The following is a 23,674-nucleotide window of genomic DNA, read 5'->3' as shown; positions in this document are numbered from 1 at the left end:
GGGGAGAGTGACAGGGTGAGGCCAGCGCCTCACCCTTTTTCATTCTGAGGTTCTATGTCTGTGGTAATCAGCGACGCCTGGCGCCAGCGTTTCGGCGGCACGGCGCGATTATATGGTGAAGAGGCGCTGTCGCTTTTCGCGCAGTCGCATATCTGCGTGGTGGGCATCGGCGGCGTGGGCTCCTGGGCGGCAGAAGCCCTGGCGCGTACCGGGATCGGGGCGATTACGCTTATCGATATGGACGATGTTTGCGTCACCAACACTAACCGTCAGATCCACGCCATGCGCGAAACCGTCGGCGTGGCGAAAGCGGAAGTGATGGCCGATCGTATCCGGCAGATTAATCCCGAGTGCCAGGTCACTATTATTGATGATTTTGTCACCGTGGATAACGTGGCGGAGTATCTTAGCCGCGGCTTTAGCTATGTGATTGACGCCATCGACAGCGTCAGGCCGAAGGCGGCGCTGATCGCGTATTGCCGCCGCTATAAGATCCCGCTGGTGACCACCGGCGGCGCGGGCGGGCAGATTGACCCGACGCAAATCCAGGTCAGCGATCTGGCGAAAACCATCCAGGATCCGCTGGCGGCCAAGCTGCGCGAGCGTCTGAAAAGCGATTTTGGCGTGGTGAAAAACAGTAAGGGCAAGCTGGGCGTGGACTGCGTTTTCTCGACCGAAGCGCTGGTTTATCCGCAGGCGGATGGCTCCGTCTGCGCCATGAAAAGCACCGCCGAGGGGCCAAAGCGGATGGACTGCGCCTCAGGTTTTGGCGCGGCGACGATGGTCACCGCAAGCTTCGGCTTTATTGCCGTTTCCCACGCCCTGAAGAAAATGATGGCGAAAGCGTCCCGTCAGGCCTGAGCCTGACGCGCAAACTGTTGTACCGCATCGGCCAGCGCCGCCAGTCCCTGACTGCGTGAGGCGCTGAGCTGGCCGCGCAGGCCAAGCTCGTCGAACAGCGCCAGCGGGTCGCCTGCCAGCAGCGTATCGGCAGTTTTTTCCTCTACGGCGGTCAGCAATACCGCCAGCAGACCGCGCACAATCCGGCCTTCGCTGTCGCCAAAGAAGTGCAGCGCACCGTTATCCCCGACCTGATACCCCAGCCAGACCCGGTTTTCACAGCCGGGGATTTCTTGCGCCCGGGCCTTATCGTCTTCCGCCAGGGACGGGAGTTGTTTACCCAGCAGGATCAGCTGGCGATACTTCTCTTCCCACTGCTTCAGTGGGGCAAAGGTGTCGCGCAGCGTCGTGTCGGTGATGGTGGTGCCAAACGGGTGCAGGATCATGCGTCCTCCAGCAGAGCGAGGGCACGATCGACGGCGTCGATCAGGGCGGTCACATCGGCGCGGGTATTATAAGGTGCGAAGGAAGCCCTCAGGGTCCCGCTAACGCCCAGGGCCGCCAGCAGCGGCTGGGCACAGTGCTGGCCGGCGCGCAGGGCAATGCCATACTCCGCCAGCAGGGTCGCCATATCGCTATGATGAATACCGGCAAAATCGAAGGCGAGCAGGCTCGAATCCTGGCAGCGGAAGGAGCGGAAACCTGGGCGTTTTGCCAGCTCTTCTTCTGCCAGGGTTGCGAGGCTACGGCTATAGCTTTCGGCCTGGGCGATATCGGTTTCTTCCAGCCATTCCAGTACGGCACTCAGGCCGATCACGCCTGCCACGTTGGGCGTGCCCGCCTCAAGGCGGTAAGGCACCGGCTGGGTTTTAAAGCCGTCAAAGGTCACTTCAGTGATCATCTTCCCGCCGCCCATCCAGGGCGTCATCTGCTCCAGCAGTTCGCGTTTGCCATAAAGCGCGCCGATACCGTTGGGGCCATACAGTTTGTGGCCGGAGAAGGCGTAGAAGTCGATATCCAGCTTCCGAACGTCGGCAGGGAAATGCACCGCACCCTGAGCGCCGTCGACCATCACCACCATATCGGCCGCGTGGGCGAGTGAAATGGCCCGGGCCAGATCCGGACAGCCGCCGGTCACGTTGGACATTTGGCCCAGCGCCAGAATGCGGCTGCGCGGGGTGATAAGCGAAGAGAGCCGCTCGACGTCCGGCAGACGGCTGGCGTTCAGAGGCAGTTTGACGACCCGTGCGCCGGTCTGTTCGGCAACCATTAGCCAGGGCACCAGGTTCGCGTGGTGCTCGGCTTCGCTGACGATAATTTCATCTCCGGGCTGCAGGCGCGGGCGGGCATAGCACTGGGCCACTATATTAATGGCTTCGGTGGTGCCTCGCGTCCAGACGATATCCTGTCCGTCCGGGGCATTAAGCAGCGCCGCGACGCGTTCACGGGCCTCTTCATAGCGCGCGGTCAGGCGACGAGCTTCGACAAACTGGCTGCGGTGCACGTTACCGGCGCTCAGGCTGTAAAATTTGGCGGTAGCGTCAATCACCGCCTGCGGTTTCAGGGCGGTGGCGGCGCTATCCAGATAGACACCGGCGTCGGCCAGGGCCGGAAACTGCGCGCGGAAGTGCGCGGGATTGAATGCGTTCATGGGGTTCCTCATGGCAATGAGGCAGATCGTCGCGCAATTTTTACGGCGGGGCAAGGGCGGATTGTCCCTCGGAATTGTCTGTTTATGCCGTCAGGTTTCTGAAAGCAGGTTATCCTGAAGAGTGTCAGGTAAATGTTGTAGCCTGTTACCAAACGAGGTTTACATAGCATTTATTGCTAAACGGAGAAAAAATCATGAAAAAGACTGCCGCAATTATCTCTGCCTGTATGCTGACCTTTGCCCTGAGCGCCTGCTCAAGCCCTAACTACGTCATGCATACCAATGATGGACGGACAATCGTCTCCGACGGGAAACCTAAAACCGATGATGAAACCGGGATGATCTCCTATACCGATGCCAACGGTAATAAACAGCAGATCAACCGCACCGACGTGAAAGAAATGGTCGAACTGAAAAACTAACCCGGATTTCAGGCGAAAAAAAAGCACCGCAATTTGCGGTGCTACATTAATCACTATGGACAGACAGGGTAAATGTACAGGAAGTGAAAAAGGGTAGCGTTGCTACCGTGGTCTGAATCGCAGACCAATTGCAAACACAACAACACAACATCACAACCGTAAGCCAAAAGCCCATCAGAACACGCATTCCGAAAAAAGCTCTTCGTTCCGGCTCAGGAAGTGCCGCCACTATAGGTATTTGCTGGTAGTTCCTCAACGGACAAATTATAATGGCTCAGATAAAAAAAACTAATGGGTTACGCATTGTTTCCCCTTTGTTAAATGGTATTAACATCTAAGCCTGATAACCATGTCGAAGCGATTACCTCCTCTCAACGCATTACGTGTATTTGATGCCGCAGCCCGCCATTTAAGTTTTACGCGTGCGGCCGATGAGCTATTTGTGACACAGGCCGCAGTAAGCCACCAAATCAAGTCTCTGGAAGACTTTCTGGGGCTTAAGCTGTTCCGACGTCGCAATCGTTCCCTGCTGTTAACCGAGGAAGGGCAGAGCTATTTCCTCGATATCAAAGAGATCTTTTCGCAATTAACCGAGGCGACGCGTAAACTCCAGTCGCGCAGCGCCAGGGGGGCATTAACCGTCAGTTTACTGCCGAGCTTTGCCATTCACTGGCTGGTCCCACGCCTCACTAGCTTTAACTCAGCTTATCCGGGAATCGACGTGCGAATTCAGGCCGTGGACCGCGAAGAAGACAAACTCGCCGATGATGTCGACGTGGCGATTTTTTACGGTCGGGGAAACTGGCCGGGGCTGAGAGTCGAAAAATTGTACGCCGAATATCTGCTGCCGGTGTGCTCGCCGCTGCTGCTGACCGGCGATAAGCCGCTAAAAATGCCGGCGGATCTGGCGCAGCATACCCTTCTACACGATGCTTCCCGTCGCGACTGGCAAACTTATACGCGCCAGCTGGGTCTCAGTCATATCAATGTGCAGCAGGGGCCGATTTTTAGCCACAGCGCGATGGTGTTGCAGGCCGCGATTCACGGGCAGGGCGTGGCGCTGGCCAATAATGTGATGGCCCAGACGGAAATCGAAGCCGGGCGTCTGGTCTGCCCGTTTAACGACGTGCTGGTCAGCAAGAATGCATTTTATCTGGTTTGTCATGACAGTCAGGCAGAACTGGGTAAAATAGCCGCCTTTCGGCAATGGATCCTGGCGAAAGCGGCCAGCGAGCAGGAAAAGTTTCGCTTCCGCTACGAACAATAACTCATTCAATTTTTAGGATACCCACATGACCAGCCGTTTCATGCTGATTTTCGCCGCGATAAGTGGCTTTATTTTTGTTGCGCTGGGTGCCTTCGGCGCGCACGTATTAAGCAAGTCGATGGGCGCGGCAGAGATGGGCTGGATCCAGACCGGTCTTGAGTACCAGGCGTTCCATACCCTTGCCATCTTTGGCCTGGCCGTCGCCATGCAGCGACGCATCAGCATCTGGTTTTACTGGAGCAGTGTATTTCTCGCGCTCGGCACCGTGCTGTTTAGCGGCAGCCTTTATTGCCTCGCGCTCTCCCATCTGCGCCTGTGGGCGTTTGTCACGCCGGTCGGCGGCGTCTGCTTCCTTGTCGGATGGGGTTTAATGTTAATTGGTGCTATCCGTCTGAAACGTAAGGGCGTTGTTCATGAATAAGCTGGTTTTATATTGTCGCCCGGGGTTTGAGAAAGAGTGCGCCGCGGAAATTACCGATAAGGCCGCACGCCTTGAGGTGTTTGGTTTTGCGCGGGTCAAAGATAACAGCGGCTATGTGATTTTCGAATGCTACCAGCAGGACGAGGCCGATAAACTGGCGCGTGACCTGCCGTTCAGCTCGCTGGTGTTTGCCCGCCAGATGTTTGTTGCCGGTGAACTGCTGCGCGATCTCCCCCCGGAAGACCGCATTACGCCGATCCTTGGCATGCTGCTGGGCGTGGTAGAGAAAGGCGGCGATCTGCGCGTTGAAGTCGCGGACACCAACGAAAGCAAAGAGCTGATGAAGTTCTGCCGTAAGTTTACCGTGCCGCTGCGTGCCGCCCTGCGCGGTGCGGGCGTGCTGGCAAACTATGAAACGGTGAAGCGTCCCGTGGTGCATCTGTTCTTTATCGCCCCGGGCTGCTGCTATACCGGGTATTCGTACTCGAATAACAACTCCCCGTTCTATATGGGCATTCCGCGTCTTCGCTTCCCTGCGGATGCGCCAAGCCGCTCCACCCTGAAGCTGGAAGAGGCGTTTCACGTCTTTATTCCGGCGGACGAGTGGGATGAGCGTCTGGCGAACGGCATGTACGCGGTCGATCTCGGGGCCTGTCCCGGCGGCTGGACCTATCAGCTGGTGAAACGCAATATGTGGGTCTCTTCCGTGGATAACGGCCCGATGGCTCAGAGCCTGATGGACACCGGCCAGGTGACCTGGCTGCGCGAAGACGGTTTCCGCTATCGTCCGACCCGCAACAATATTTCGTGGATGGTCTGCGATATGGTCGAGAAACCGGCCAAAGTCTCGGCGCTGATGGCCCAGTGGCTGGTAAACGGCTGGTGCCGCGAAACCATCTTCAACCTTAAGCTGCCGATGAAAAAGCGCTATGAAGAGCTGTCCCAGAATCTGGCCTATATCCAGGCCCAGCTGGACGAGCACGGTATCAACGCGCAGATCCAGGCGCGCCAGCTGTACCACGATCGCGAAGAAGTGACGGTTCACGTGCGTCGCCTGTGGGCGGCGGTGGGCGGGCGTCGCGACGAACGCTAATCCCATCTGAAAGACCAGGCTCTGCGACAGTATTCATGTCGCAAAGCCTGCTGATGTTTTCCCCGCTTAGTTCCAGAGCGCCAGAATTGGCCAGCCCACCAGCAGCAGCAGGGTAATAAAGATCACCCCAAAGATGGCACCGAGACGCCAGTAGTCTTTGGATTTCACATATCCACAGCCATAGATGATGACCCCGGGACCGGTGGCATACGGCGTCAGGCAACCCATAATCCCGATCGACAGCACCAGCAGAATACACAGCTGCTCCATGGGAATGCCGGGAATGCCTTTGCCGACGGCCAGAATCACCGGCAGCATGGTGGCGGTGTGCGCCGAAAGGCTGGCGAACAGGTAATGGGCAAAGTAAAACACCAGCACCAGTACGATAACCGTGGCGTCAGGTGAGAAACCTTCCAGGTGGGTGCTCATGGTATTGGCGAACCAGTCGATAAATCCGGATCGGGTCAGGCCGTTTGCCATGACCACCAGGGTGGAGAGGTTGACCAGCGTGTTCCAGGCGCTGCTATAGCGGGTAATCTCTTTCCACGGCACCACATGCAGCGCCAACATCAGCGAAATGGCCAGCAGCCCGACGGCGGTGGCATTAATCACGCTGCCGCCGAATACCCACAGCCCTAAACTCAACAGCACCAGGCCAATAAGTGTCGACTCCTTGCGCGTCAGACGTCCCATCGTTTTCAGTTCGTCATTGGCCCAGGTTGCCACTTCCGCACTGTGCGTGATTTCAGGTTTATAGAGAATGTACGAGAGCCACGGGGCGACGATCAGCAAAATAATCCCAACCGGCAGGAAGCTCAGAAACCACTGTGCCCAGCTAATATTTACGCCCGCGATTTTACTCACGAATTCCAGACCCAGCACGTTCGGTGCCGCGCCGGTGATGAACATCGAAGAGCTCAGGCTGGTACTGATCACCATCATCCACATCAGGTAACCGCCAATGCGTCGGGAGGACGGATCGTTCGGGAACGATTTGAACAGCGGCGGCAGGTTTTTAATTACCGGGAATACGGTCCCGCCGGTACGGGCGGTGTTAGAGGGCGTGAACGGCGCCAGTAAAATGTCGATGATCACAATCGCATAGCCCAACGTCAGGGTACGTTTACCCATGAATTTCACCATAAACAGCGCGATACGACGCCCAAGGCCGGTGACTTCATAGCCCAGTGCGAAGATAAACGCGCCGAACACCAGCCAGACGGTGGTGCTGGAGAAACCCGCCAGGCCCCACTTCAGCGCCTGCTTACCGGCGTTAAAAGCAGGGTCGGCCAGCTCTTTGGCATCAAACAACAGGTAATTGCTTCCGATAACGCAAATGGTGACGGCAATAAAGCTTATCGCGGTTGCCGGAATGGGCTCCAGAATCATGCCGACAATCATCGCCACGAAAACGGCGAAATAGTGCCAGGCCTGTGGTGGCATACCGTCAGGAACGGGAATAAGGAACATAACGCCCATCACTATCAATGGGGCCAGTAACTTCCAGATACTACCTTTGGCTACAGACATAAGTGACTCTCCTGAATCGATTTTTTAATAATTATGGAAATGATTTAGCTGCGAAATATGTGCTAAAAACCAGGTCACGATCGGCAACATGCAGCAACGCCTCCATGCGAGTAAGCAGGCTGGAAAGAGAGTGTGTTTTTCCGCGCCCGCATGCCGCCGCGCTCTGTTCGCAGAGCAGACAGCGACGGGCGGGAAGCGCGAAATGGCGGCGTGAGAGGATTTCACCTTCCGGGGTGAGGACATCGATATCCCACAGACGCCCCAGCGCATGAGACTGTTCAAGCGCGATGGTCGCCAGCTTGATGTCCCTGGCGGGGGCGGCAATAGCCAGCAGGCCTTCCGGGCCGCTGGCAGAAGCCAGCCCTCTTTGCGCCATAACGGGCCAGCCCTGTTTCCCTGCAAGGGTATGCAAAGCCGCTGCGCCATAATTAAAAATCCGGCGAGTCAGCGCGCTGTCTTTTACCGGGCCTGGCGCCACCACCGTAAAGGAGACCAGCGCCACCGCGTGGCGCTTAAGCCAGTCACCCTGGCTTGCCTGCCGTGCATCCCGGCTGGCCAGCAGTTCGTCAAGGGTGATGTTGCGGCCGATGGCCTCCTCAGGGGGTAAGCGCATGGCTTATTCCTTTACCTGGTAAACGACATCCATCACCGATCCATCCCGGTAGCGCACCACGGCGATTGAACGATCGGTAAATCCGACGGGGCGAGGTTCACCGGTGAGCTGCAGCGCACGCTGGCGCAGCCATTCGATCGACACGACTTTCATTCCGGCTTCTTTCAGACGTTCCGCCAGTTCCGGGCGAGCCGGATTGACGGTAATACCGTGATCGGTGACCAGGATATCGACGCTGGAACCTGGGGTAATGCAGGTGAGAACGTTATCGACCAGCGTCGGAATGCGCCCGCGAACCAGCGGTGCGACGATGATGGAGAGCGCTGCCGCGGCGGCGGTATCGCAGTGGCCGCCGGATGCGCCGCGGATCACGCCGTCGGAGCCGGTGAGTACGTTGACGTTAAACCCGGTATCCACTTCCAGCGCACTCAGAACCACGACGTCCAGACGATCGACGCAGGCGCCTTTGGATCCCCAGTTGGCATACTGGTTAGCACTGATCTCAATATGATTCGGATTACGCGCCAGAGATTCCGCCGCGTTACGGTCAAAACTCTGCACGTCCAGTAGTTTGCGGATCAGCCCCTTTTCATGCAGATCGACGATGGTGGCGGTAATACCGCCGAGGGCGAAATCGGCACGGATATTGCGGCTACGCATCTTATCTTCAAGAAAGCGGGTGACCGCCAGCGATGCGCCTCCGGTGCCGGTCTGCAGGGAGAATCCCTCTTTGAAGTAACCCGAGTTTACAATGACGTCGGCTGCCTTGCGGGCAATCAGCAGCTCGCGTGGGTTGGTGGTCATACGGGTGGCGTCTGCGCCGATTTTGTCGGCGTCGCCCGGCTGTTCGACCTCGACAATCAAATCCACCTGGTCCTGCGCGATGCTGGCTGGATTATGGGGATAAGGAAGCAGCTGTCCCGTCAGCAGTACAACCTGTCTGGCGCTCTGCGCATCCACTTTGGCGTAGCCCAGGGAGCCGCAGCACGCTCTGCCGGTATAGCCATTAGCATTCCCGAAGGGATCGCAGGACGGCACCCCCAGAAAAGCTACATCAATGTTCAGTTCGCCGCTCTGTATCAGATGAACACGCCCGCCGTGAGAGTGGATCTGTACCGGCTCGCTCAGCAATCCGCGAGAGATCGCTTCGGCAAGCTCTCCGCGCAGGCCGGAGGTGTAGATGCGGCTGACCACGCCTTGACGAATATGCTCGACCAGCGGCGCATGACAATCGCTGAGGGAGCTGGAGGCCAGGGTCAAATTTTTAAATCCCATCTCAGCGATGCTCTCCATCACCAGATTGAGCGTCAGGTCGCCGCCGCGAAAGGCGTGGTGGAAGGAGATCGTCATCCCGTCGCGCAGGCCAGAACGACGGATCGCGTCTTCCAGACTTGCGCACAGCTTGTTGTCGCGTTTTGTTTGCGTCATGGTGTTTGCCTTATTCTTCACGGATGCCGGAAAGTTCTGCACGGGAGATCACCAGACGGGCGCGTTCGATCACCGGGCTGTCGACCATCCTGCCGTTGAGGGAAACCACGCCTCGTCCTTCGCGAGCGGCGGCCTCTGCGGCTTCGATCACCAGACAGGCGTGATCCACCTCTTGTTGCGTCGGGGCATACAGGTTGTGCAGCAGCTCGATTTGTCGCGGGTTGATAAGCGACTTGCCGTCGAATCCCAGCTGTTTGATGTGGGCCGCTTCGTGCAGAAAGCCGGCGTCGTTGTTGGCATCCGTGTAGACCGTGTCGAAGGCCTGAATGCCCGCAGAACGGGCGGCCTGCAGTATGGAGCAGCGGGCAAACAGCAGCTCTGTGCCTTCCGGCGTGCGCTCAGTATGCAGGTTGCGTACGTAGTCTTCCGCACCTAATGCAATACCGATCAGACGCTGCGAAGCGTGAGCGATTTCCACCGCACGGGTGATCCCCAGCGGCGACTCGATGGCCGCCAGCAGGCCGGTGCTGCCAGGTTCGCGACCACAGGCATTCTCAATACGCAGGATTTCGTTTTCGATAGCGATAACGTCCTGCGCCGTGTCGGTTTTTGGCAGGCGTACCACGTCGACGCCGCCGCGAACCACCGCTTCCAGATCGTTGATACCCCATTCGGAGTCAGGGGCGTTAACGCGCACGATAGTTTCCACTTCGCGATACAGAGGATGCTGCAGCGCGTGATAGACCATCCGGCGTGCGGTGTCTTTTTCGCGCAGCGCGACGGAGTCTTCCAGGTCGAACATCAGCGCATCTGCCGGATAGATAAACGCATTGCTGACCATCGCGGCATTGGCGCCGGGAACGAACAGCATGCTGCGACGCGGGCGGGATTTGCGCTGTTGCAGGGAGGCGGAAATCATAAGCGATCCTCCCACGGCAGCGCCGGAATACCGCAGGCTCGCGCCAGAAGGGCCTCCAGTCGTGCGCGCAGAATGCAGTCCAGAGCGCCTTTGTCATCGACATTTAACTGCACGCCGCGAATATCGTGGTGGGCGAGCACGTCCAGAAGGGTGGCGCGAATGGCATCGCCAAACTGTTTCTCAACGCTGCTGTTGATTTGCAGATCAATGTCCTGCGTGTCGAGCGGCAGGATACGCAGCATCACATCCCCTGACTCAAGTGTACCGGCGACGGCAGCCTGGTTTATTTTCATGATTCACCTGTGATTAATACGGCGTTTTTTTGATGGTCTGTCGCGTCCTGTGGCGTGGGCCGGAGCATCTTCTGCAGATAGTTCAGGGTGGCTTCAGGCACCAGCGGGGCGATAGAGGCGAGATCTTTTTTTACCAGCAGCTTGCGGACCAGGGAGGCGGAGATGGGCGTTTCCCCGAAACAGAGGCGCTCAATTTCCACCAGGGCAATCGGCGGCGCGGCGAGCGTGGGTGTTTCCAGCCAGAAGCGCATGTCGCGGTTGTACCGGGAGGTGATGGCGCAAAAGGGTTCAGTCCCGACAAAGCGGTGGGTAATACCGAGAGCAGGGGCGAGATGCTGGCGGAAAATCTTTAAATCGATTTCCGTATAGCAGTGGTTAATGACGCTCTGCTCTTTAATGAAATAGCAGGGGAAGGTGGCACGGGAGATGATGTATTCCGAACCGTGATGCACCGTTAAACGAGGGATATCCGCTGTGCTCTTGCGCACCAGCTCCAGACGGTCTTCATAGGAAAAGCGAGACGTGTCCTCTTTAACCAGAAACAGATGCAGCCAGTCGCACTGCATGGCCGCCTGCTGAATAAGATAGCGATGGCCGTTGGTGAACGGGTTCGCGTTCATGACGATACTGCCGATTTTTTTTCCATCGTGACGGTGTTTTATCAGCGAGTCGGCGTAGCGCTTCAGGCGGGTTTTACTGTTTTCCATCAGCACCATGATCCCGGGCACGCGGGTGATGGTGCTGAAGCCACACTGTGTAAACAGGGCTTCATATTCAGTTTTTGTATAGATGAAAAGATGAGTGCAGTGTCTTTCCCACGCGAGATTAATCAGCTCTGTCGCCAGCGTCAGCGCCAGACCTTCACCGCGAACGGATTCGCAAATCGCCACGCACTTAATGATATTCCCGGCAATTCCGCCGCAGGCGATAAGGCGGTCGTCGCGTTTGATGGTGATAAAGATCTCGACGGTGGTATCGACGCTTAACGCGTTCTCTTTCAGAAAAAAGGCGATCTCCGCCATCTTTATATTGTCTGAGCGCTTTACATAGGTGAAGACATTATTGCCAAACATGGTTTTATATATCCTGTGAATATATTCTGTTGCCTGTTTCTTGCATTTGTTGTGTATTTTAAAAAAATGATAACAACTTGTTTTTGTCAGGGGTTTAATGGGGTTCATGACAACCTTGCTCTGACGGTAGATATCCTACGGGGTGTTTTTGTTGTATTTTTTGACTTATTTCACAAAGGCTTATGTAGTTTTAATTGGTTTAATGGTTTTAATTTGGTTAATTAAATTCAGGTGGGTATTTTCAACGATTGCTGGTGGTGTGGCTGTTTCGTGACGGGACTCTTGCCATAATAATGGCAGTGTCGGGTAGATGTGGTAATGGATGGGGAATAATGATGGGTGTAAAGGAAAAGAAAAAACCGTTCACTTTCTTTCAGCAGCTTGCGTTTCCACTGCGGATTTTTCTGCTCATTTTGGTTTTTTCCATCTGTACTATCACCGCCCTGGCGCAATATTTCTCTGCGAGCTTCGGCGATTATTTAACCCGGCATGTACGGGATATGGCGATGAATCAGGCTAAGATCATCGCGGCGAACGACAGCATCATTTCAGCCGTTAACGGCCGCGATTATGCGCGACTGGCGGGCATTATTGAGCGGTTTCAGAGCGACACGGATTTTGACTATGTTGTCATCGGCGATCGCGATTCTGTTCGCCTTTACCATCCCAATGCCGAAAAAATTGGTTATCCGATGCAGTTCACCAAACCCGGTGCGCTGGAGAAAGGTGAAAGCTATTTTATCAGCGGTGAGGGCTCTATGGGGATGGCGATGCGCGCTAAAACACCCATATTTGACCATCATGGGCGTGTGATCGGCGTCGTCTCTCTGGGTTACCTGGTCAGTAAAATTGACAGCTGGCGCCTTGATTTCCTGCTGCCGATGGCGGGGGTGTTTATTCTGCTGCTGGTCGTGCTGATGCTGCTCTCATGGTTTTTTGCCGCCCATATTCGCCGTCAGATGCTGGGCATGGAGCCGAAGCAGATTGCCCGGGTCGTGCGTCAGCAGGAGGCGCTTTTCAGCTCGGTCTATGAAGGGCTGATTGCGGTGGATCCGGCGGGGAATATTACCGCCATCAATCGCAGCGCCAGAAAAATGCTGGGACTCTCTTCAACGGGCAGGCAGTGGTCGGGAACGCCGATTGCTGATGTCGTGAAGCCTGCTGATTTTTTTACCGAGCAAATAGCGGAAAAACGCCAGGATATCATCGTCAACTTCAACGGACTGAGCGTGATTGCCAACCGTGAGCCCATTCTGTCCGGTGAGGAGCTGCTGGGAGCGATTATCAGCTTTCGCAGCAAAGATGAAATCGCCACGCTCAATGCCCAGTTGACCCAAATCAAGCAGTATGTGGAGAGCCTGAGAACCTTGCGGCACGAGCACCTAAACTGGGTGTCGACGCTAAACGGTCTGCTGCAAATGAAGGAGTACGATCGGGTTATTGCGATGGTTCAGGGGGAAGCAAAAACGCAGCAGGCGCTTATCGACAGCCTGCGCGAGGCATTTGCCGACCGGCAGGTTGCCGGTTTGCTGTATGGCAAGGTTCAGCGTGCGCGTGAACTGGGACTGAGTATGGTGATTGTTCCTGGCAGCCAGCTTCGTCAACTGCCGGAAGGGCTGGATAGCACCGAATTTGCGGCAATCGTCGGTAATCTTCTGGATAATGCCTTCGAGGCCAGCCTGCATACGTCGCAAGAGAACAGGGTTGTGGAACTGTTCCTGAGTGATGAAGGTGACGACGTTGTGATAGAGGTTGCCGATCGGGGATGCGGTGTGCCGGAGTCGCTGTGCGAAAAAATATTTGAGCAGGGTGTCAGCACCCGCACCGATGAGCCGGGAGAACACGGCATCGGTCTGTACCTTATTGCCTCTTATGTGGGGCGCTGCGGTGGGACGATCACGCTGGAAGATAACGATCCCTGCGGCACCCTGTTTTCTATCTTCATTCCGAAAGTGAAAAAAGAACAATGATGGAAGCATTAACCCTTTTGATCGTAGAGGATGAAACGCTGCTGGCAGAGATGCATGCGGAGTATATTCGACGTATTCCCGGGTTTGGCCAGATATGGCTGGCGGGCGATCTGGCGCAGGCGCGAACGATCGTAGAGCGCTTCAGGCCGGATCTTATCCTGCTGGACAACTACCTGCCGGATGGTAAAGGCATTACCCTGCTGCATGAACTCATGCGCTCACGTTATCCCGGCGGGGTGGTGTTAACCACGGCCGCCAGCGATATGGAGACGGTGTCTGACGCCGTGCGTAGCGGAGCCTTTGATTACCTCGTCAAGCCGATTGCGTATGAACGCCTCGGGCAGACGCTGGTCCGGTACCGTCAGCGTAAAGCGATACTGGCGGGGAATGACAGCGCCAGCCAGCGGCAGATCGACGAGATGTTTAATGCGTACGCACGCGGTGAGCCTAAAGTGGATCTGCCCGTCGGCATTGATGCGTTAACGCTGGATGCCGTGAAGGCGTTGTTCACCGATCCCGATGCGCACCAGACGGCCGAAACGGTGGCGCAGGCGTTGACGATCAGTCGAACGACGGCCAGACGCTATCTGGAATATTGCGCGAGTCGCCACGTCATACTGACAGAGATTGTTCGGGGTAAAGTTGGGCGGCCACAGCGTATCTATCGTGGCGTGTGACAGAGAAAACGCTTTGTCAGAGAGCCCTTTCCAGCCGCAGCTGCTGCAGATTCCCGTCCAGCTGCAGATCCGTTTGCAGTCGCGCAACGTCACGACAGATAAACGCCATCTCCCGGTGCTCTTCCAGCTTTTTCTGCCACTTCTCCGGCACCTGGTCCAGCCCGGCGTAGAGCTCCTCCAGGTTACGGAACTGGGTCAGCAGCTGGGTGGCGCTTTTCGGTCCGATCCCGGCCACGCCCGGCACCTTTGAACTGCTGATACCGGCAAGGCCCCAGTAATCCGGCAGCTGCTGCGGCGTGACGCCGAACTCGCCGGCAATAAAGGGGGCATCCAGCCAGCGCTTCTGGAAGTAGTCACGAATACGAATGGTCGGGGACAGCAGCTGGCAGTAGCCCTTATCCGTCGAGACGATAGTGGCCTCGTGTCCTGCCCCGGCGATTTTAACTGCCAGGGTAGCGGCCAGATCGTCGGCTTCATCGCCAGGGGATGACCAGCAGCGGACGCCGCGCTTTTCAAAGGCGGCGCGCAGGGCGGGCATTTCATCATGAAGGGTTTCGGGCATCGGGGCGCGTCCGGCTTTATAGTCCGGCAGCCGATGATGACGCCAGCTGTCGCTGCGGGCTTCGTCGTCAAACACCGCCACCGCGTGGGTAGGCTGGCTATGAACGATAAGCTGCTCCAGCGCGTGCAGGCAGGTATCCGCGCAGGGGGATCCCTGTACCGCGTGAATACGACGAATAAGATTCAGTGCGTCAACAATCAACAGATGTACCGCCATAACCCGCTCCCTTAGGTGAAATCCCGGGGCAAGCCTAACACTGTGAACGCTGAGATGCCATGAGGCGACGGGAAAAGCGGAAAACGCCCCGCAAAACGGGGCGTAGAGGGATTAATCGCAGGAGACTTTCATGGCCAGACCGCCGCGAGAGGTTTCGCGGTATTTGGCATTCATGTCTTTGCCGGTTTCGTACATGGTTTCGATAACCTTGTCGAGGCAGACGCGCGGCTCGCTGGTGCGGCGCAGCGCCATACGTGCCGCATTGACCGACTTCACAGCGGCAATGGCGTTACGCTCGATGCAGGGCACCTGCACCTGTCCGGCAACCGGATCGCAGGTCAGGCCAAGGTTATGTTCCATGCCGATTTCCGCGGCGATGCAAACCTGTTCCGGGCTACCGCCCAGCAGCTCTGCCAGACCGGCCGCCGCCATGGAGCAGGCCACGCCCACTTCACCCTGACAGCCGACTTCCGCGCCGGAAATAGAGGCGTTCATCTTATACAGCGAGCCAATGGCGCTGGTGACCAGAAAATAGCGGGCCAGCGAGTTAGCATTCACTTCACGGATAAACTTATTGTAGTACGCCAGTACCGCCGGCACGATGCCGCAGGCACCGTTGGTCGGGGCGGTGACGACGCGGCCACCGGCGGCGTTTTCTTCGTTGACCGCCAGGGCGAACATGTTAATCCAGTCCACGACGCTCATCGGGTCGGTGGTGGTTTTGTCGCTGCTGACCAGCATCCGGCGCAGGGCGGCGGCACGACGCGGCACGCGCAGTTTGCCCGGCAGTACGCCTTCGGTCGTGATGCCGCGCTCAATGCCGCCGTGCATCACTTCCCATACGCTTGCGAAGTGCTGTTCCAGCGCTTCTTTGCTGTGCAGGGCCAGCTCGTTCTTCATCATCAGCCCGGACAGGGACAGGCCGCTTTCGCGGCAGTGACGCTGAAGGTCGGCAGCGTTTTTGTACGGATACGGGACCTGCACCGACGCTTCGTCCGCCAGGCCAAAGTGCGCTTCGTCGACGATAAAGCCGCCGCCGATAGAGTAATAAGTCTGGCTGTAAACGGCCTTTTCGCCCGCCAGCGCGGTGATCCGCATCCCGTTTTCGTGCAGGGAGAGGTTATCCGCATGGAAATTCATGCACCGATCGACCGGGAATTCCACTTCGTGCTGACCGTTAGCCAGCAGCAGGCGGCCGTGGGTGTTCACGTCCTGGATAAAACCGGGAATGGCGTCGATATCCACCGTGTCCGGCAGATTTCCCGCCAGGCCCATAATAATGGCGATATCGGTGTGGTGGCCTTTCCCCGTCAGGGAAAGCGAGCCGTAAACATCGACCACCACGCGGGTGATATCGGTCAGGATGCCGCGTGCGATCAGATCGTCGGTAAAGAGTTTACCCGCTTTCATCGGGCCAACCGTATGGGAGCTGGAAGGGCCAATGCCGATTTTAAAAATATCGAATACGCTAATCATAGTGCGTCCGTTACTACAAATAGAGGGGATTGGATGCGCCGCCCGAAGGCGGCGCAGGGGGATTAGCTGAACAGCGAGAAGAAAATAGCGGACATGGCGATAAGACCCATCACAACCACAAACACGTTGCTGATGTGGCCGCTGTATTTACGCATCGCCGGGACTTTCTGAATCGCGTACATCGGCATCAGGAACAGGATCATCGCGATAATCGGGCCGCCCAGGGTTTCGATCATCCCGAGGATGCTCGGGTTCAGTGTCGCTACCGCCCAGGTGGTGACCAGCATGAACAGTGCAGTCATCTTGTTCAGCTTGCTGATTTCGATGCTCTTACCTTTACCGCGCAGGGATTTAATCACCATACCGTTAAAGCCTTCACGTGCGCCCAGGTAGTGGCCGAGGAAGGATTTGGTGATCGCGATAATGGCGATAATCGGTGCCATCCAGGCGATAACCGGCGCGTTAAAGTGGTTAGCCAGGTAGGACAGAATAGAGATGTTCTGGGCTTTCGCTTCAGCCAGGTTCTCCGGGGAGAGGCTCAGTACGCAGCTGAACACGAAGAACATCACGGTAATAACCATCATGATGTGCGCGCGGGCCAGGATAGAAGAACATTTCTTCTCTGCGCCCTGACCGTACTCTTCACGCTTCGCGACCGCGAAGGAGGAGATGATCGGGGAGTGGTTAAAGGAGAACACCATTACCGGGATTGCCAGCCACAGGGTCATCCACAGGCCGCTGCCGGTCGTGGCGCTGCTCAGGGAGAGGGTTTCCAGCGCGGCACCGTTCCACTGCGGGATCAGGTAGCAGGCCAGCACCATCAAGGCGATAACAAACGGGAACACCAGAATGCTCATCGCTTTCACGATCATCTGCTCGCCGAAGCGCACGATGGTCATCATGCCGACGATCAGAATCAGGGACAGAATCGCGCGCGGTGGCGGCGTTATCTGAATCTGGTGAGTCATAAAGCTTTCTACAGTGTTGGTGATCGCCACGCTGTAAACCAGCAGAATCGGGTAGATAGCGAAGAAGTAGAGCAGGGTAATCAGTTTACCTGCGCCAACGCCAAAGTGTTCTTCAACGACTTCGGTAATGTCTTCGCCCGGGTTTTTACCGGACAGCACAAAACGGGTCAGGCCGCGGTGTGCGAAGAAAGTCATCGGGAAAGCGATCAGCGCCATGATGATCAGCGGGATCAGTCCGCCGACACCGGCATTGATAGGCAGGAAGAGAACGCCCGCGCCGATAGCGGTGCCGTAAAGGCCCAGCATCCACATGGTATCCGTTTTGCGCCATGAACCCGGTGTTTCCACCGTGGTAGTGGTGCTGGTCTGAATGTTTTCCATCTATATCTCCTGGAGGGAAACGAATTGTCAGTTTTAAGTCAAAAAAAACAGGAACATGCCGCTTTGCGAAATGAAATTTTCTCTTTGGCGGTTTATTTATAGTTTTTCACTGTAACTATCGGCGCGCGCAAAGATACATATTTGTTATGGTTATATCAGTGATCGGGATCTCAATTGCAATAATTCACTTTTTATAGGGCCATGCTTAGGCCATAACACTGCAAAAGGTGGGTCTATCTGGATTTATGGGCGTAAATGCTACCACTGGCAGCATATGCTCTGAAAGTAAGCGGAGGATATATCGTTGTTTCTACTGATAAATCGGCTAAAAGAAGAGATTTATGGTGTGATTTTCGGCTTTTGTTCGATATCTGATGTGCTGAGGGAATACTAAAGAAGGAAGGATTCATAAGGGCAGCCTATGAGACTGCCCATAAGAACTAGGAACAGATTTCGTAGCAGGGGATATAGGCCGTGCCGGGGAGTTTCATGCGGTGCTGGGCGACAAAGCCCTGCAGCAGATCGTCCATCCGACGCATCATTTCGCGGTCGCCGTGGATCTTATACGGCCCGTGAGCCTCAATGGCCTGAATGCCGACTTCTTTAACGTTACCCGCCACGATGCCTGAGAAGGCACGACGCAGATCGGCAGCCAGAACGTCTACCGGCTGGTCAGGATAGAGTTTAAGATTCGCCATATTTTCATGGGTTGGCTCAAACGGCATTTGCAGGTCCGGTGCGATGCGAATCGACCAGTTAAAGCTGTAGGCATCCCCGGTCTCACGACGGCACTCTTTTACCTGCGGCATCGCTTTTTTCATCTGTCGCGCCACTTCGGCGGCGTCGTCGATGATAATGCGGTAGTACCGACGCGCTTCTTCCCCCAGGGTATGGACGATAAATTCATCCAGCACCCGGAAGTAGTCCGCGCTCTCTTTCGGCCCGGTGAGGATCAGCGGCAGAACCTGATCTTTGTTCGCCGGGTTCATCAGGATCCCCAGCAGATAGAGGAACTCTTCGGCCGTCCCGACGCCGCCAGGGAAGATAATAATCCCGTGGCCGATACGGACAAAGGCTTCAAGGCGTTTCTCGATATCGGGCATGATGATCAGTTCATTGACCAGCGGGTTAGGCGGCTCTGCGGCGATGATGGACGGTTCGGTCATGCCGATAAAACGCCCTTCTTTATAACGCTGCTGGGCGTGGCCCACAGCTGCACCCTTCATTGGCGCTTCCATCGCGCCCGGCCCGCAGCCGGTGCAGATGTTCAGCTCGCGCAGGCCAAGCTGCGTTCCGACCCGACGGGCGTAGAGGTATTCAGTTTCATTGATCGAGTGGCCGCCCCAGCACACCACCATGCTCGGCGCTTCGCCAACGTGCAGCGCCCGGGCGTTGCGCAGAATGGAGAACACCAGGTTGGTGATATGGGTGGAGCTTTCAAGATTGAGGTGCTGAACGCGACCGGCGTTGTGGATCTGGCCGTTAACGAACAGGATATCGCGCAGGACGGCAAACAGGTTGGCCTGCAGCGAGCGGATAATGCGTCCGTCGACAAAAGCGTCTTCCGGCGGGTTAATCAGTTCCAGCTTGACGCCGCGTTCGCGGCTCAGCACGTTGATATCGAAATTTTCAAAACGGGACAACAGCTCTTTGCTGTTGTCCGTCAGGCTACCCGAGTTCAGGACCGCCAGTGAGCAGTTACGAAACAGTTGATACAGGTCGCTGCTGGCAGTGCGTTTAAGCATGTCGACTTCCAGCTGCGACAGCATGTCCATTGAGCCAAGCGGGCTAATATGTGTAATCAAGTGAGCTCCTTATGGGGCGAAAGTCTCCGCGCCCTTGTGATTACAATAGCCTTGCCTGAGGCGTTTTCACAACCCGTACTGTGGAACCCTGCTCGTAGTCTGAAATAAATACCGGCTTTTTACTGACGAACCAGGCGTCCGGTTGCCGGAACAAAATCGGTATTGGTGCGCCACGGGTTGATATCCAGCCCGCCACGCCGCGTGTAGCGGGCGTATACGCTCAGCGTTTCTGGCTGGCAGAAGCGCAGAATGTCGTTAAAAATGCGCTCAACGCACTGTTCGTGGAACTCGTTATGGTGGCGGAAAGAGACCAGATAACGCAGCAGTTTCTCCCGGTCGATCTGCGGCCCGCGATACTGAATCTGCACCGAACCCCAGTCCGGCTGATGGGTAATCAGACAGTTCGATTTCAGCAGATGGCTAACCAGCGTCTCTTCAACCACCTTGTCACCTGCAGCACCCTGCAGATAGTCGGTGCTGAACTGGTAGTTGTCGATAACAATATCCTGCTCGTCGATGCAGGTGCCGTGGAAGTGGGCAATCGGCTGACCTTCAACCTCATCCAGGCGGTAGAGCGCAACGCTGACTTCACCCTGCGCGCAGGCGCTCAGATCCCGCTGCAGCGTCTGCTGCACATCCTGCCAGCTGGCAAAGCGGGTCTGGTTAAAGCTGTTCAGATAGAGCTTAAAGCTTTTTGATTCCACCAGATTGACGCTGGCGTGGTCCAGTTCGACATGGCCGACGGCAACCTGCGGCAGACCGTTGGCATTCAGCCAGGAGAGTTCGTACAGCGTCCAGATATCGGCGCCGTGAAAGGGCAGATTATCCGCTGAAAGACCCAGCGGATCGCGGTTCAGGCTGCGGGGCACCCCCTGCAGCAGCGTCGCGTCATAGGTGTCGCGGTAAGCGGTTGTTTTGCCGAGCGTCAGGCCGGAAAGCGCCTGATGGTTTTCATAAGAAGTCATGTTTCACCGTCATAAAGCAGGTACACTATTGCGCAAGTGTATCCTGGTAAGCGGAAAGAGAGAACGCGGTGGACCTACAGACTTCACAAGCCCTGACAGCATTTACCCAGCGCTATTGCGACGCCTGGCATCAGCAGCACGAGACCTGGCCGCAAAGCGAGGCGCTGTTCGGCATCCCTTCGCCCTGCATTATTTCCTCTGTGGATGAACGCGTCCTCTGGCAGCCTCAGCCTTTTGAAGGCGATGCGACGATTAGCGCGGTTGAGCGGGCGCTGGATATTGTGATACAACCCGCCGTTCATGCTTTCTATACCGCACAGTTTGCAGGGGATATGGGCGGATGCTTCAGGGACGAAACGCTGACGCTGCTGCAAACCTGGAGCGCCGACGATTTTCAGCGCGTGCAGGAGAACCTGATTGGTCACCTGGTCACGCAAAAGCGCCTGAAGCTCTCGCCCACGCTGTTTATTGCGACCCTCGACAGCGAAATGGAGATGATTTCGGTCTGCAACCTGAGCGGTGAAGTGGTGAAAGAAAAGTTCGGTACCGCTCAGCGCACGGTGCTTGCCGCGTCTCTTTATGATTTTCTGAACGAACTTAAGCCGGTTTTATAACCCCAATTGCTATCAATCTTGTAAGAGATCTCTCACACGCATTGTGAGAGATCGCCTTTCCGTCTGTAGGACGCGCAAATCCCCTCTTTATTAAGTCCGATTAAAATCATCTAGTTAGGATTTTCCTTATTACTTTCATACGAAAAAAGGTCTACCGTACTGCCCGGATCGTGCCTTGTAAGCCGGGGTGGAATAGAGGATTCTATGGTCATTGGCAGGACGTCAAGTCGAAGTGACCGTCAGGGAGATGGCGCTTCGGGGACCCACCAGGAAGGTGCTGCAAGGAAGGCTTCACTGATGAAGCAAAGTGGATGACGCAGGATGCGTTCAGGGACACCTCCAGGAAGGAGAATGAGAGCCGACCAGGATATTCGGTGGATCAGGAAGATCGGGACTCGCTTACGGAATTGAGTTTTGTCACATCGGGGTGGTGTGAGCAGGATGCAGCAGTTTACGGATGAACAGGTCTGGAGACCACGGGAAAAGTTGTCACGGACGAGCAGGGAGCAACAAAAGTAGCTGGATTGCTGCGAAACGGATCGGGCGCACTGTTTTTACAGTGCGCCCTTTTTTTTGTTTGCGCGCCCACATTTGCTATTCTTCGCGGCAGATCCGTTTGGTATTGAGGTTTACATGACACACCACGACAGCGTGCGTCAGCAGCTGCAGGCGATTGAAACACTCCTGCGCAGGCATGACCACTGGCAGTCCAGCGCGCCTGAGCCTGCTGCTTTCGAGAGTACCCAACCCTTTTGCATGGACACCCTGGAGCCTGTTGAATGGCTGCAGTGGGTGCTGATCCCCAGAATGCATGCGCTGCTCGACGGCAGTTTTCCCCTGCCACAGACTTTTGCCGTCGGCCCTTATTATGAGATGGCTCTGGACGCAGCCCATCCGCTGCGCGATGCGCTGCTGGCCGAGCTGACGCAGCTTGATGCCCTGTTTGGTGATAACGTCTGATGCTGGAAATTATTTATCAGGACGAATGGCTGGTGGCGGTCAATAAGCCCTCGGGCTGGCTGGTGCACCGTAGCTGGCTGGATCGCGATGAAAAAGTGTTTGTGATGCAAACCGTACGTGACCAGATAGGCCAGCATGTTTTCACCGTTCATCGCCTCGACAGACCGACTTCCGGCGTGCTGCTGATGGGCTTATCGAGCGAGGCCGGGCGTCTGTTGTCGCAGCAGTTTGAACAGCACCAGATCCAGAAACGCTACCATGCCATCGTGCGCGGCTGGCTGACGGATGAGGCCGTGCTTGACTACCCGCTGGTGGAAGAGCTGGATAAGATCGCCGACAAACACGCCCGCGAAAACAGAGAACCTCAGTCCGCGATTACCCACTATAAAGGGCTGGCGACGGTTGAGATGCCGGTGCCAACCGGGCGCTATCCCACCACCCGCTACGGGCTGGTACAGCTCGATCCGCAGACCGGCCGCAAACACCAGCTGCGCCGGCATATGTCCCATCTGCGCCATCCGATTATCGGCGACAGCAAGCATGGCGATCTGCGGCAGAACCGCAGTGCCGCGGCCTCTTTTGGCTGTGAGCGTATGATGCTGCACGCCAGCCAGCTGAGCCTGACGCATCCCTTTACCGGTGAGCCTTTGACCCTGCGCGCAGGCCTGGATGATATCTGGATGCAGGCGCTGGAGCACTTTGGCTGGCGCGGGCTTCTCCCTGAAAATGAAAGGGTTGAGTTTACGGCGCACAGCGGCCAGGATGAACAGCATTAACGATCATTGAGGGAGTAACAGCATGGCCGAAATCGGCATTTTTGTCGGCACCATGTACGGCAACGCGCTGCTGGTAGCGGAAGAAGCGGCGGCGATCCTGGAAGGCGAGGGGCATCAGACTCAGATTTTTGAAGACCCAACGCCTGAAGACTGGCTGCCCTTCCAGGAGAAAATTGCCCTGGTGGTGACCTCAACCACTGGACAGGGCGATCTGCCGGAAAGCATCGTGCCGTTATTTGAGGGCATCAAAGAGCGCCTGGGCTATCAGCCAAATCTGCGCTATGGCGTTATCGCTCTCGGCGACAGCACCTACAGCCACTACTGCGGCGGCGGCCTCAAGTTTGATGCGCTGCTCCAGGAGCAGGGCGCACAGCGCGTAGGCGAGGTGCTGACCATCGACGCCAGCGAGCATCCCGAGCCGGAAGGCCAGTCCAATCCCTGGGTTGAGCACTGGGCAACGCTGCTCTAGTCCTGATATGCCCTCTGCCAGGAGGGCATTCTTCCCTAGCGCCCATTAGCAGGCATTTCCTCCGCGTCAAGCGAGCTAATTCACACTCCTCACCGTTGTCACCCCTAAATGAGACGCTGCGTTTCATTTCCGTGAACCATCACCCATAAGCCTGGGCTTTTGCCATAAAGCACCCGCTCCACTTTTTCGAATGTTGTGGGTCTGCACGGTGAGGGCGGCGGTTCCGCTTCTTATACTTTTTGTGCCAGTTAATAAAAATGTGGCCGGCAGGGCGACAACGAGCGC

22 protein-coding genes and 2 pseudogenes are annotated in these 23,674 nt (G+C 56.4%); 11 read left to right on the top strand and 13 right to left on the bottom strand.

The annotated features are described in order from the left end of the window. Positions 1–54: 54 nt before the first annotated feature. Complete coding sequence (gene tcdA / locus EDF81_RS11765; protein WP_123348311.1) at positions 55–861, top strand: tRNA cyclic N6-threonylcarbamoyladenosine(37) synthase TcdA; 807 nt, start codon at positions 55–57, stop codon at positions 859–861. Here the strand turns inward: tcdA and csdE are convergent. Beyond that, on the bottom strand, positions 852–1,286 hold the full coding sequence (gene csdE, locus EDF81_RS11760; protein WP_123348310.1) for a cysteine desulfurase sulfur acceptor subunit CsdE: 435 nt from the start codon (positions 1,284–1,286) through the stop codon (positions 852–854). The genes tcdA and csdE overlap by 10 nt on opposite strands. Beyond that, the gene (csdA, locus tag EDF81_RS11755; protein ID WP_123348309.1) at positions 1,283–2,491 is read right to left on the bottom strand and encodes a cysteine desulfurase CsdA; all 1,209 of its coding nucleotides are present in this window, start codon (positions 2,489–2,491) and stop codon (positions 1,283–1,285) included. The genes csdE and csdA overlap by 4 nt, the downstream gene beginning before the upstream one ends. 194 nt (positions 2,492–2,685) lie before the next feature. Between csdA and EDF81_RS11750 the strand changes: the two genes are divergently transcribed. From EDF81_RS11750 to rlmM, 4 genes are all read left to right on the top strand, one after another. Then, complete coding sequence (locus tag EDF81_RS11750; RefSeq protein ID WP_123348308.1) at positions 2,686–2,913, top strand: YgdI/YgdR family lipoprotein; 228 nt, start codon at positions 2,686–2,688, stop codon at positions 2,911–2,913. Positions 2,914–3,262: 349 nt separating this feature from the next. Beyond that, positions 3,263–4,180, top strand: a complete 918-nt coding sequence (gcvA, locus tag EDF81_RS11745; RefSeq protein ID WP_123348307.1) for a glycine cleavage system transcriptional regulator GcvA — start codon at positions 3,263–3,265, stop codon at positions 4,178–4,180. A 25-nt stretch (positions 4,181–4,205) separates the two neighbouring features. Continuing rightward, positions 4,206–4,601 (top strand): DUF423 domain-containing protein, encoded by a 396-nt coding sequence (locus EDF81_RS11740; protein WP_123348306.1) that lies wholly within the window; start codon positions 4,206–4,208, stop codon positions 4,599–4,601. Further along, a complete protein-coding gene (gene rlmM / locus EDF81_RS11735) occupies positions 4,594–5,694 on the top strand; it encodes a 23S rRNA (cytidine(2498)-2'-O)-methyltransferase RlmM (protein WP_123348305.1) in 1,101 nt (366 codons plus the stop codon). The genes EDF81_RS11740 and rlmM overlap by 8 nt, the downstream gene beginning before the upstream one ends. A 66-nt stretch (positions 5,695–5,760) precedes the next feature. Here the strand turns inward: rlmM and EDF81_RS11730 are convergent, their stop codons facing one another. The 6 genes and pseudogenes from EDF81_RS11730 to citC form a co-directional block, all read right to left on the bottom strand. Beyond that, positions 5,761–7,224 (bottom strand): anion permease, encoded by a 1,464-nt coding sequence (locus EDF81_RS11730; protein WP_123348304.1) that lies wholly within the window; start codon positions 7,222–7,224, stop codon positions 5,761–5,763. A gap of 31 nt (positions 7,225–7,255) precedes the next feature. After that, entirely contained in the window at positions 7,256–7,837 is a 582-nt protein-coding gene (citX, locus tag EDF81_RS11725) for a citrate lyase holo-[acyl-carrier protein] synthase (protein WP_123348303.1), read from the bottom strand. 3 nt (positions 7,838–7,840) lie between these two features. Further along, a pseudogene (gene citF, locus EDF81_RS11720) lies at positions 7,841–9,250 on the bottom strand (citrate lyase subunit alpha); the annotation flags it as partial. Positions 9,251–9,275: 25 nt separating this feature from the next. Next, positions 9,276–10,184 carry an aldolase/citrate lyase family protein gene (locus EDF81_RS11715; protein WP_123348301.1) on the bottom strand — a complete coding sequence of 303 codons (909 nt, stop codon included), beginning with the start codon at positions 10,182–10,184 and terminating at the stop codon, positions 9,276–9,278. Beyond that, the gene (gene citD / locus EDF81_RS11710) at positions 10,181–10,477 is read right to left on the bottom strand and encodes a citrate lyase acyl carrier protein (RefSeq protein ID WP_123348300.1); all 297 of its coding nucleotides are present in this window, start codon (positions 10,475–10,477) and stop codon (positions 10,181–10,183) included. The genes EDF81_RS11715 and citD overlap by 4 nt, the downstream gene beginning before the upstream one ends. Further along, positions 10,474–11,550, bottom strand: a complete 1,077-nt coding sequence (citC, locus tag EDF81_RS11705; RefSeq protein WP_123348299.1) for a [citrate (pro-3S)-lyase] ligase — start codon at positions 11,548–11,550, stop codon at positions 10,474–10,476. The genes citD and citC overlap by 4 nt, the downstream gene beginning before the upstream one ends. Positions 11,551–11,885: 335 nt before the next feature. On the opposite strand from citC, the pseudogene dpiB reads away from it, so the two are divergent. Together dpiB and dpiA are read left to right on the top strand one after the other, a co-directional pair. Further along, positions 11,886–13,554, top strand: a pseudogene (dpiB, locus tag EDF81_RS11700) (sensor histidine kinase DpiB). After that, complete coding sequence (gene dpiA, locus EDF81_RS11695) at positions 13,517–14,197, top strand: two-component response regulator DpiA (RefSeq protein ID WP_123348298.1); 681 nt, start codon at positions 13,517–13,519, stop codon at positions 14,195–14,197. The pseudogene dpiB and the gene dpiA overlap by 38 nt, the downstream one beginning before the upstream one ends. A 16-nt stretch (positions 14,198–14,213) precedes the next feature. Here dpiA and xni read toward each other — a convergent pair whose 3' ends face one another. The 5 genes from xni to queF form a co-directional block, all read right to left on the bottom strand. Further along, positions 14,214–14,975 (bottom strand): flap endonuclease Xni, encoded by a 762-nt coding sequence (gene xni / locus EDF81_RS11690; RefSeq protein ID WP_123348297.1) that lies wholly within the window; start codon positions 14,973–14,975, stop codon positions 14,214–14,216. Between the two features lie 111 nt (positions 14,976–15,086). Beyond that, positions 15,087–16,451, bottom strand: a complete 1,365-nt coding sequence (locus EDF81_RS11685; protein WP_123348296.1) for an L-serine ammonia-lyase — start codon at positions 16,449–16,451, stop codon at positions 15,087–15,089. Positions 16,452–16,513: 62 nt separating this feature from the next. After that, positions 16,514–17,800: an HAAAP family serine/threonine permease gene (locus EDF81_RS11680; RefSeq protein WP_123348295.1), complete on the bottom strand. Its 1,287-nt coding sequence runs from the start codon at positions 17,798–17,800 to the stop codon at positions 16,514–16,516. Positions 17,801–18,240: 440 nt separating this feature from the next. Further along, positions 18,241–19,605, bottom strand: coding sequence for a nucleotide 5'-monophosphate nucleosidase PpnN (gene ppnN / locus EDF81_RS11675; RefSeq protein ID WP_123348294.1), 1,365 nt, complete (start codon positions 19,603–19,605; stop codon positions 18,241–18,243). Positions 19,606–19,724: 119 nt separating this feature from the next. Continuing rightward, positions 19,725–20,570 (bottom strand): NADPH-dependent 7-cyano-7-deazaguanine reductase QueF, encoded by an 846-nt coding sequence (gene queF / locus EDF81_RS11670; RefSeq protein ID WP_123348293.1) that lies wholly within the window; start codon positions 20,568–20,570, stop codon positions 19,725–19,727. Between the two features lie 68 nt (positions 20,571–20,638). Here queF and syd point away from each other — a divergent pair, with 68 nt between their 5' ends. The 4 genes from syd to EDF81_RS11650 all read left to right on the top strand — a co-directional run bounded on the left by syd (position 20,639) and on the right by EDF81_RS11650 (position 23,389). Beyond that, positions 20,639–21,184 carry a SecY-interacting protein gene (gene syd / locus EDF81_RS11665; RefSeq protein ID WP_123348292.1) on the top strand — a complete coding sequence of 182 codons (546 nt, stop codon included), beginning with the start codon at positions 20,639–20,641 and terminating at the stop codon, positions 21,182–21,184. Positions 21,185–21,817: 633 nt separating this feature from the next. After that, the gene (locus tag EDF81_RS11660) at positions 21,818–22,144 is read left to right on the top strand and encodes a YqcC family protein (protein WP_123348291.1); all 327 of its coding nucleotides are present in this window, start codon (positions 21,818–21,820) and stop codon (positions 22,142–22,144) included. Beyond that, complete coding sequence (truC, locus tag EDF81_RS11655; RefSeq protein WP_123348290.1) at positions 22,144–22,920, top strand: tRNA pseudouridine(65) synthase TruC; 777 nt, start codon at positions 22,144–22,146, stop codon at positions 22,918–22,920. Before EDF81_RS11660 ends, truC begins: the two co-directional genes overlap by 1 nt. Positions 22,921–22,942: 22 nt before the next feature. Continuing rightward, complete coding sequence (locus tag EDF81_RS11650) at positions 22,943–23,389, top strand: flavodoxin (RefSeq protein ID WP_123348289.1); 447 nt, start codon at positions 22,943–22,945, stop codon at positions 23,387–23,389. The last annotated feature ends 285 nt before the right edge of the window (positions 23,390–23,674 follow it).

The sequence above is a fragment of the Enterobacter sp. BIGb0383 genome (genome assembly GCF_003751845.1).
Classification (GTDB): domain Bacteria; phylum Pseudomonadota; class Gammaproteobacteria; order Enterobacterales; family Enterobacteriaceae; genus BIGb0383.
The sequence above is the reverse complement of the archived record's forward strand: the minus strand, read 5'-3'. Positions and strand labels throughout refer to the sequence as shown.

Bases quoted from the DNA above. Each gene is read 5' to 3' on its own strand.
- tcdA (WP_123348311.1), top strand. From the start codon at position 55: ATGTCTGTGGTAATCAGCGACGCCTGGCGCCAGCGTTTCGGCGGCACG.
- csdE (WP_123348310.1), bottom strand. From the start codon at position 1,286: ATGATCCTGCACCCGTTTGGCACCACCATCACCGACACGACGCTGCGC.
- csdA (WP_123348309.1), bottom strand. From the start codon at position 2,491: ATGAACGCATTCAATCCCGCGCACTTCCGCGCGCAGTTTCCGGCCCTG.
- EDF81_RS11750 (WP_123348308.1), top strand. From the start codon at position 2,686: ATGAAAAAGACTGCCGCAATTATCTCTGCCTGTATGCTGACCTTTGCC.
- gcvA (WP_123348307.1), top strand. From the start codon at position 3,263: ATGTCGAAGCGATTACCTCCTCTCAACGCATTACGTGTATTTGATGCC.
- EDF81_RS11740 (WP_123348306.1), top strand. From the start codon at position 4,206: ATGACCAGCCGTTTCATGCTGATTTTCGCCGCGATAAGTGGCTTTATT.
- rlmM (WP_123348305.1), top strand. From the start codon at position 4,594: ATGAATAAGCTGGTTTTATATTGTCGCCCGGGGTTTGAGAAAGAGTGC.
- EDF81_RS11730 (WP_123348304.1), bottom strand. From the start codon at position 7,224: ATGTCTGTAGCCAAAGGTAGTATCTGGAAGTTACTGGCCCCATTGATA.
- citX (WP_123348303.1), bottom strand. From the start codon at position 7,837: ATGCGCTTACCCCCTGAGGAGGCCATCGGCCGCAACATCACCCTTGAC.
- EDF81_RS11715 (WP_123348301.1), bottom strand. From the start codon at position 10,184: ATGATTTCCGCCTCCCTGCAACAGCGCAAATCCCGCCCGCGTCGCAGC.
- citD (WP_123348300.1), bottom strand. From the start codon at position 10,477: ATGAAAATAAACCAGGCTGCCGTCGCCGGTACACTTGAGTCAGGGGAT.
- citC (WP_123348299.1), bottom strand. From the start codon at position 11,550: ATGTTTGGCAATAATGTCTTCACCTATGTAAAGCGCTCAGACAATATA.
- dpiA (WP_123348298.1), top strand. From the start codon at position 13,517: ATGATGGAAGCATTAACCCTTTTGATCGTAGAGGATGAAACGCTGCTG.
- xni (WP_123348297.1), bottom strand. From the start codon at position 14,975: ATGGCGGTACATCTGTTGATTGTTGACGCACTGAATCTTATTCGTCGT.
- EDF81_RS11685 (WP_123348296.1), bottom strand. From the start codon at position 16,451: ATGATTAGCGTATTCGATATTTTTAAAATCGGCATTGGCCCTTCCAGC.
- EDF81_RS11680 (WP_123348295.1), bottom strand. From the start codon at position 17,800: ATGGAAAACATTCAGACCAGCACCACTACCACGGTGGAAACACCGGGT.
- queF (WP_123348293.1), bottom strand. From the start codon at position 20,570: ATGACTTCTTATGAAAACCATCAGGCGCTTTCCGGCCTGACGCTCGGC.
- EDF81_RS11660 (WP_123348291.1), top strand. From the start codon at position 21,818: ATGACACACCACGACAGCGTGCGTCAGCAGCTGCAGGCGATTGAAACA.
- truC (WP_123348290.1), top strand. From the start codon at position 22,144: ATGCTGGAAATTATTTATCAGGACGAATGGCTGGTGGCGGTCAATAAG.
- EDF81_RS11650 (WP_123348289.1), top strand. From the start codon at position 22,943: ATGGCCGAAATCGGCATTTTTGTCGGCACCATGTACGGCAACGCGCTG.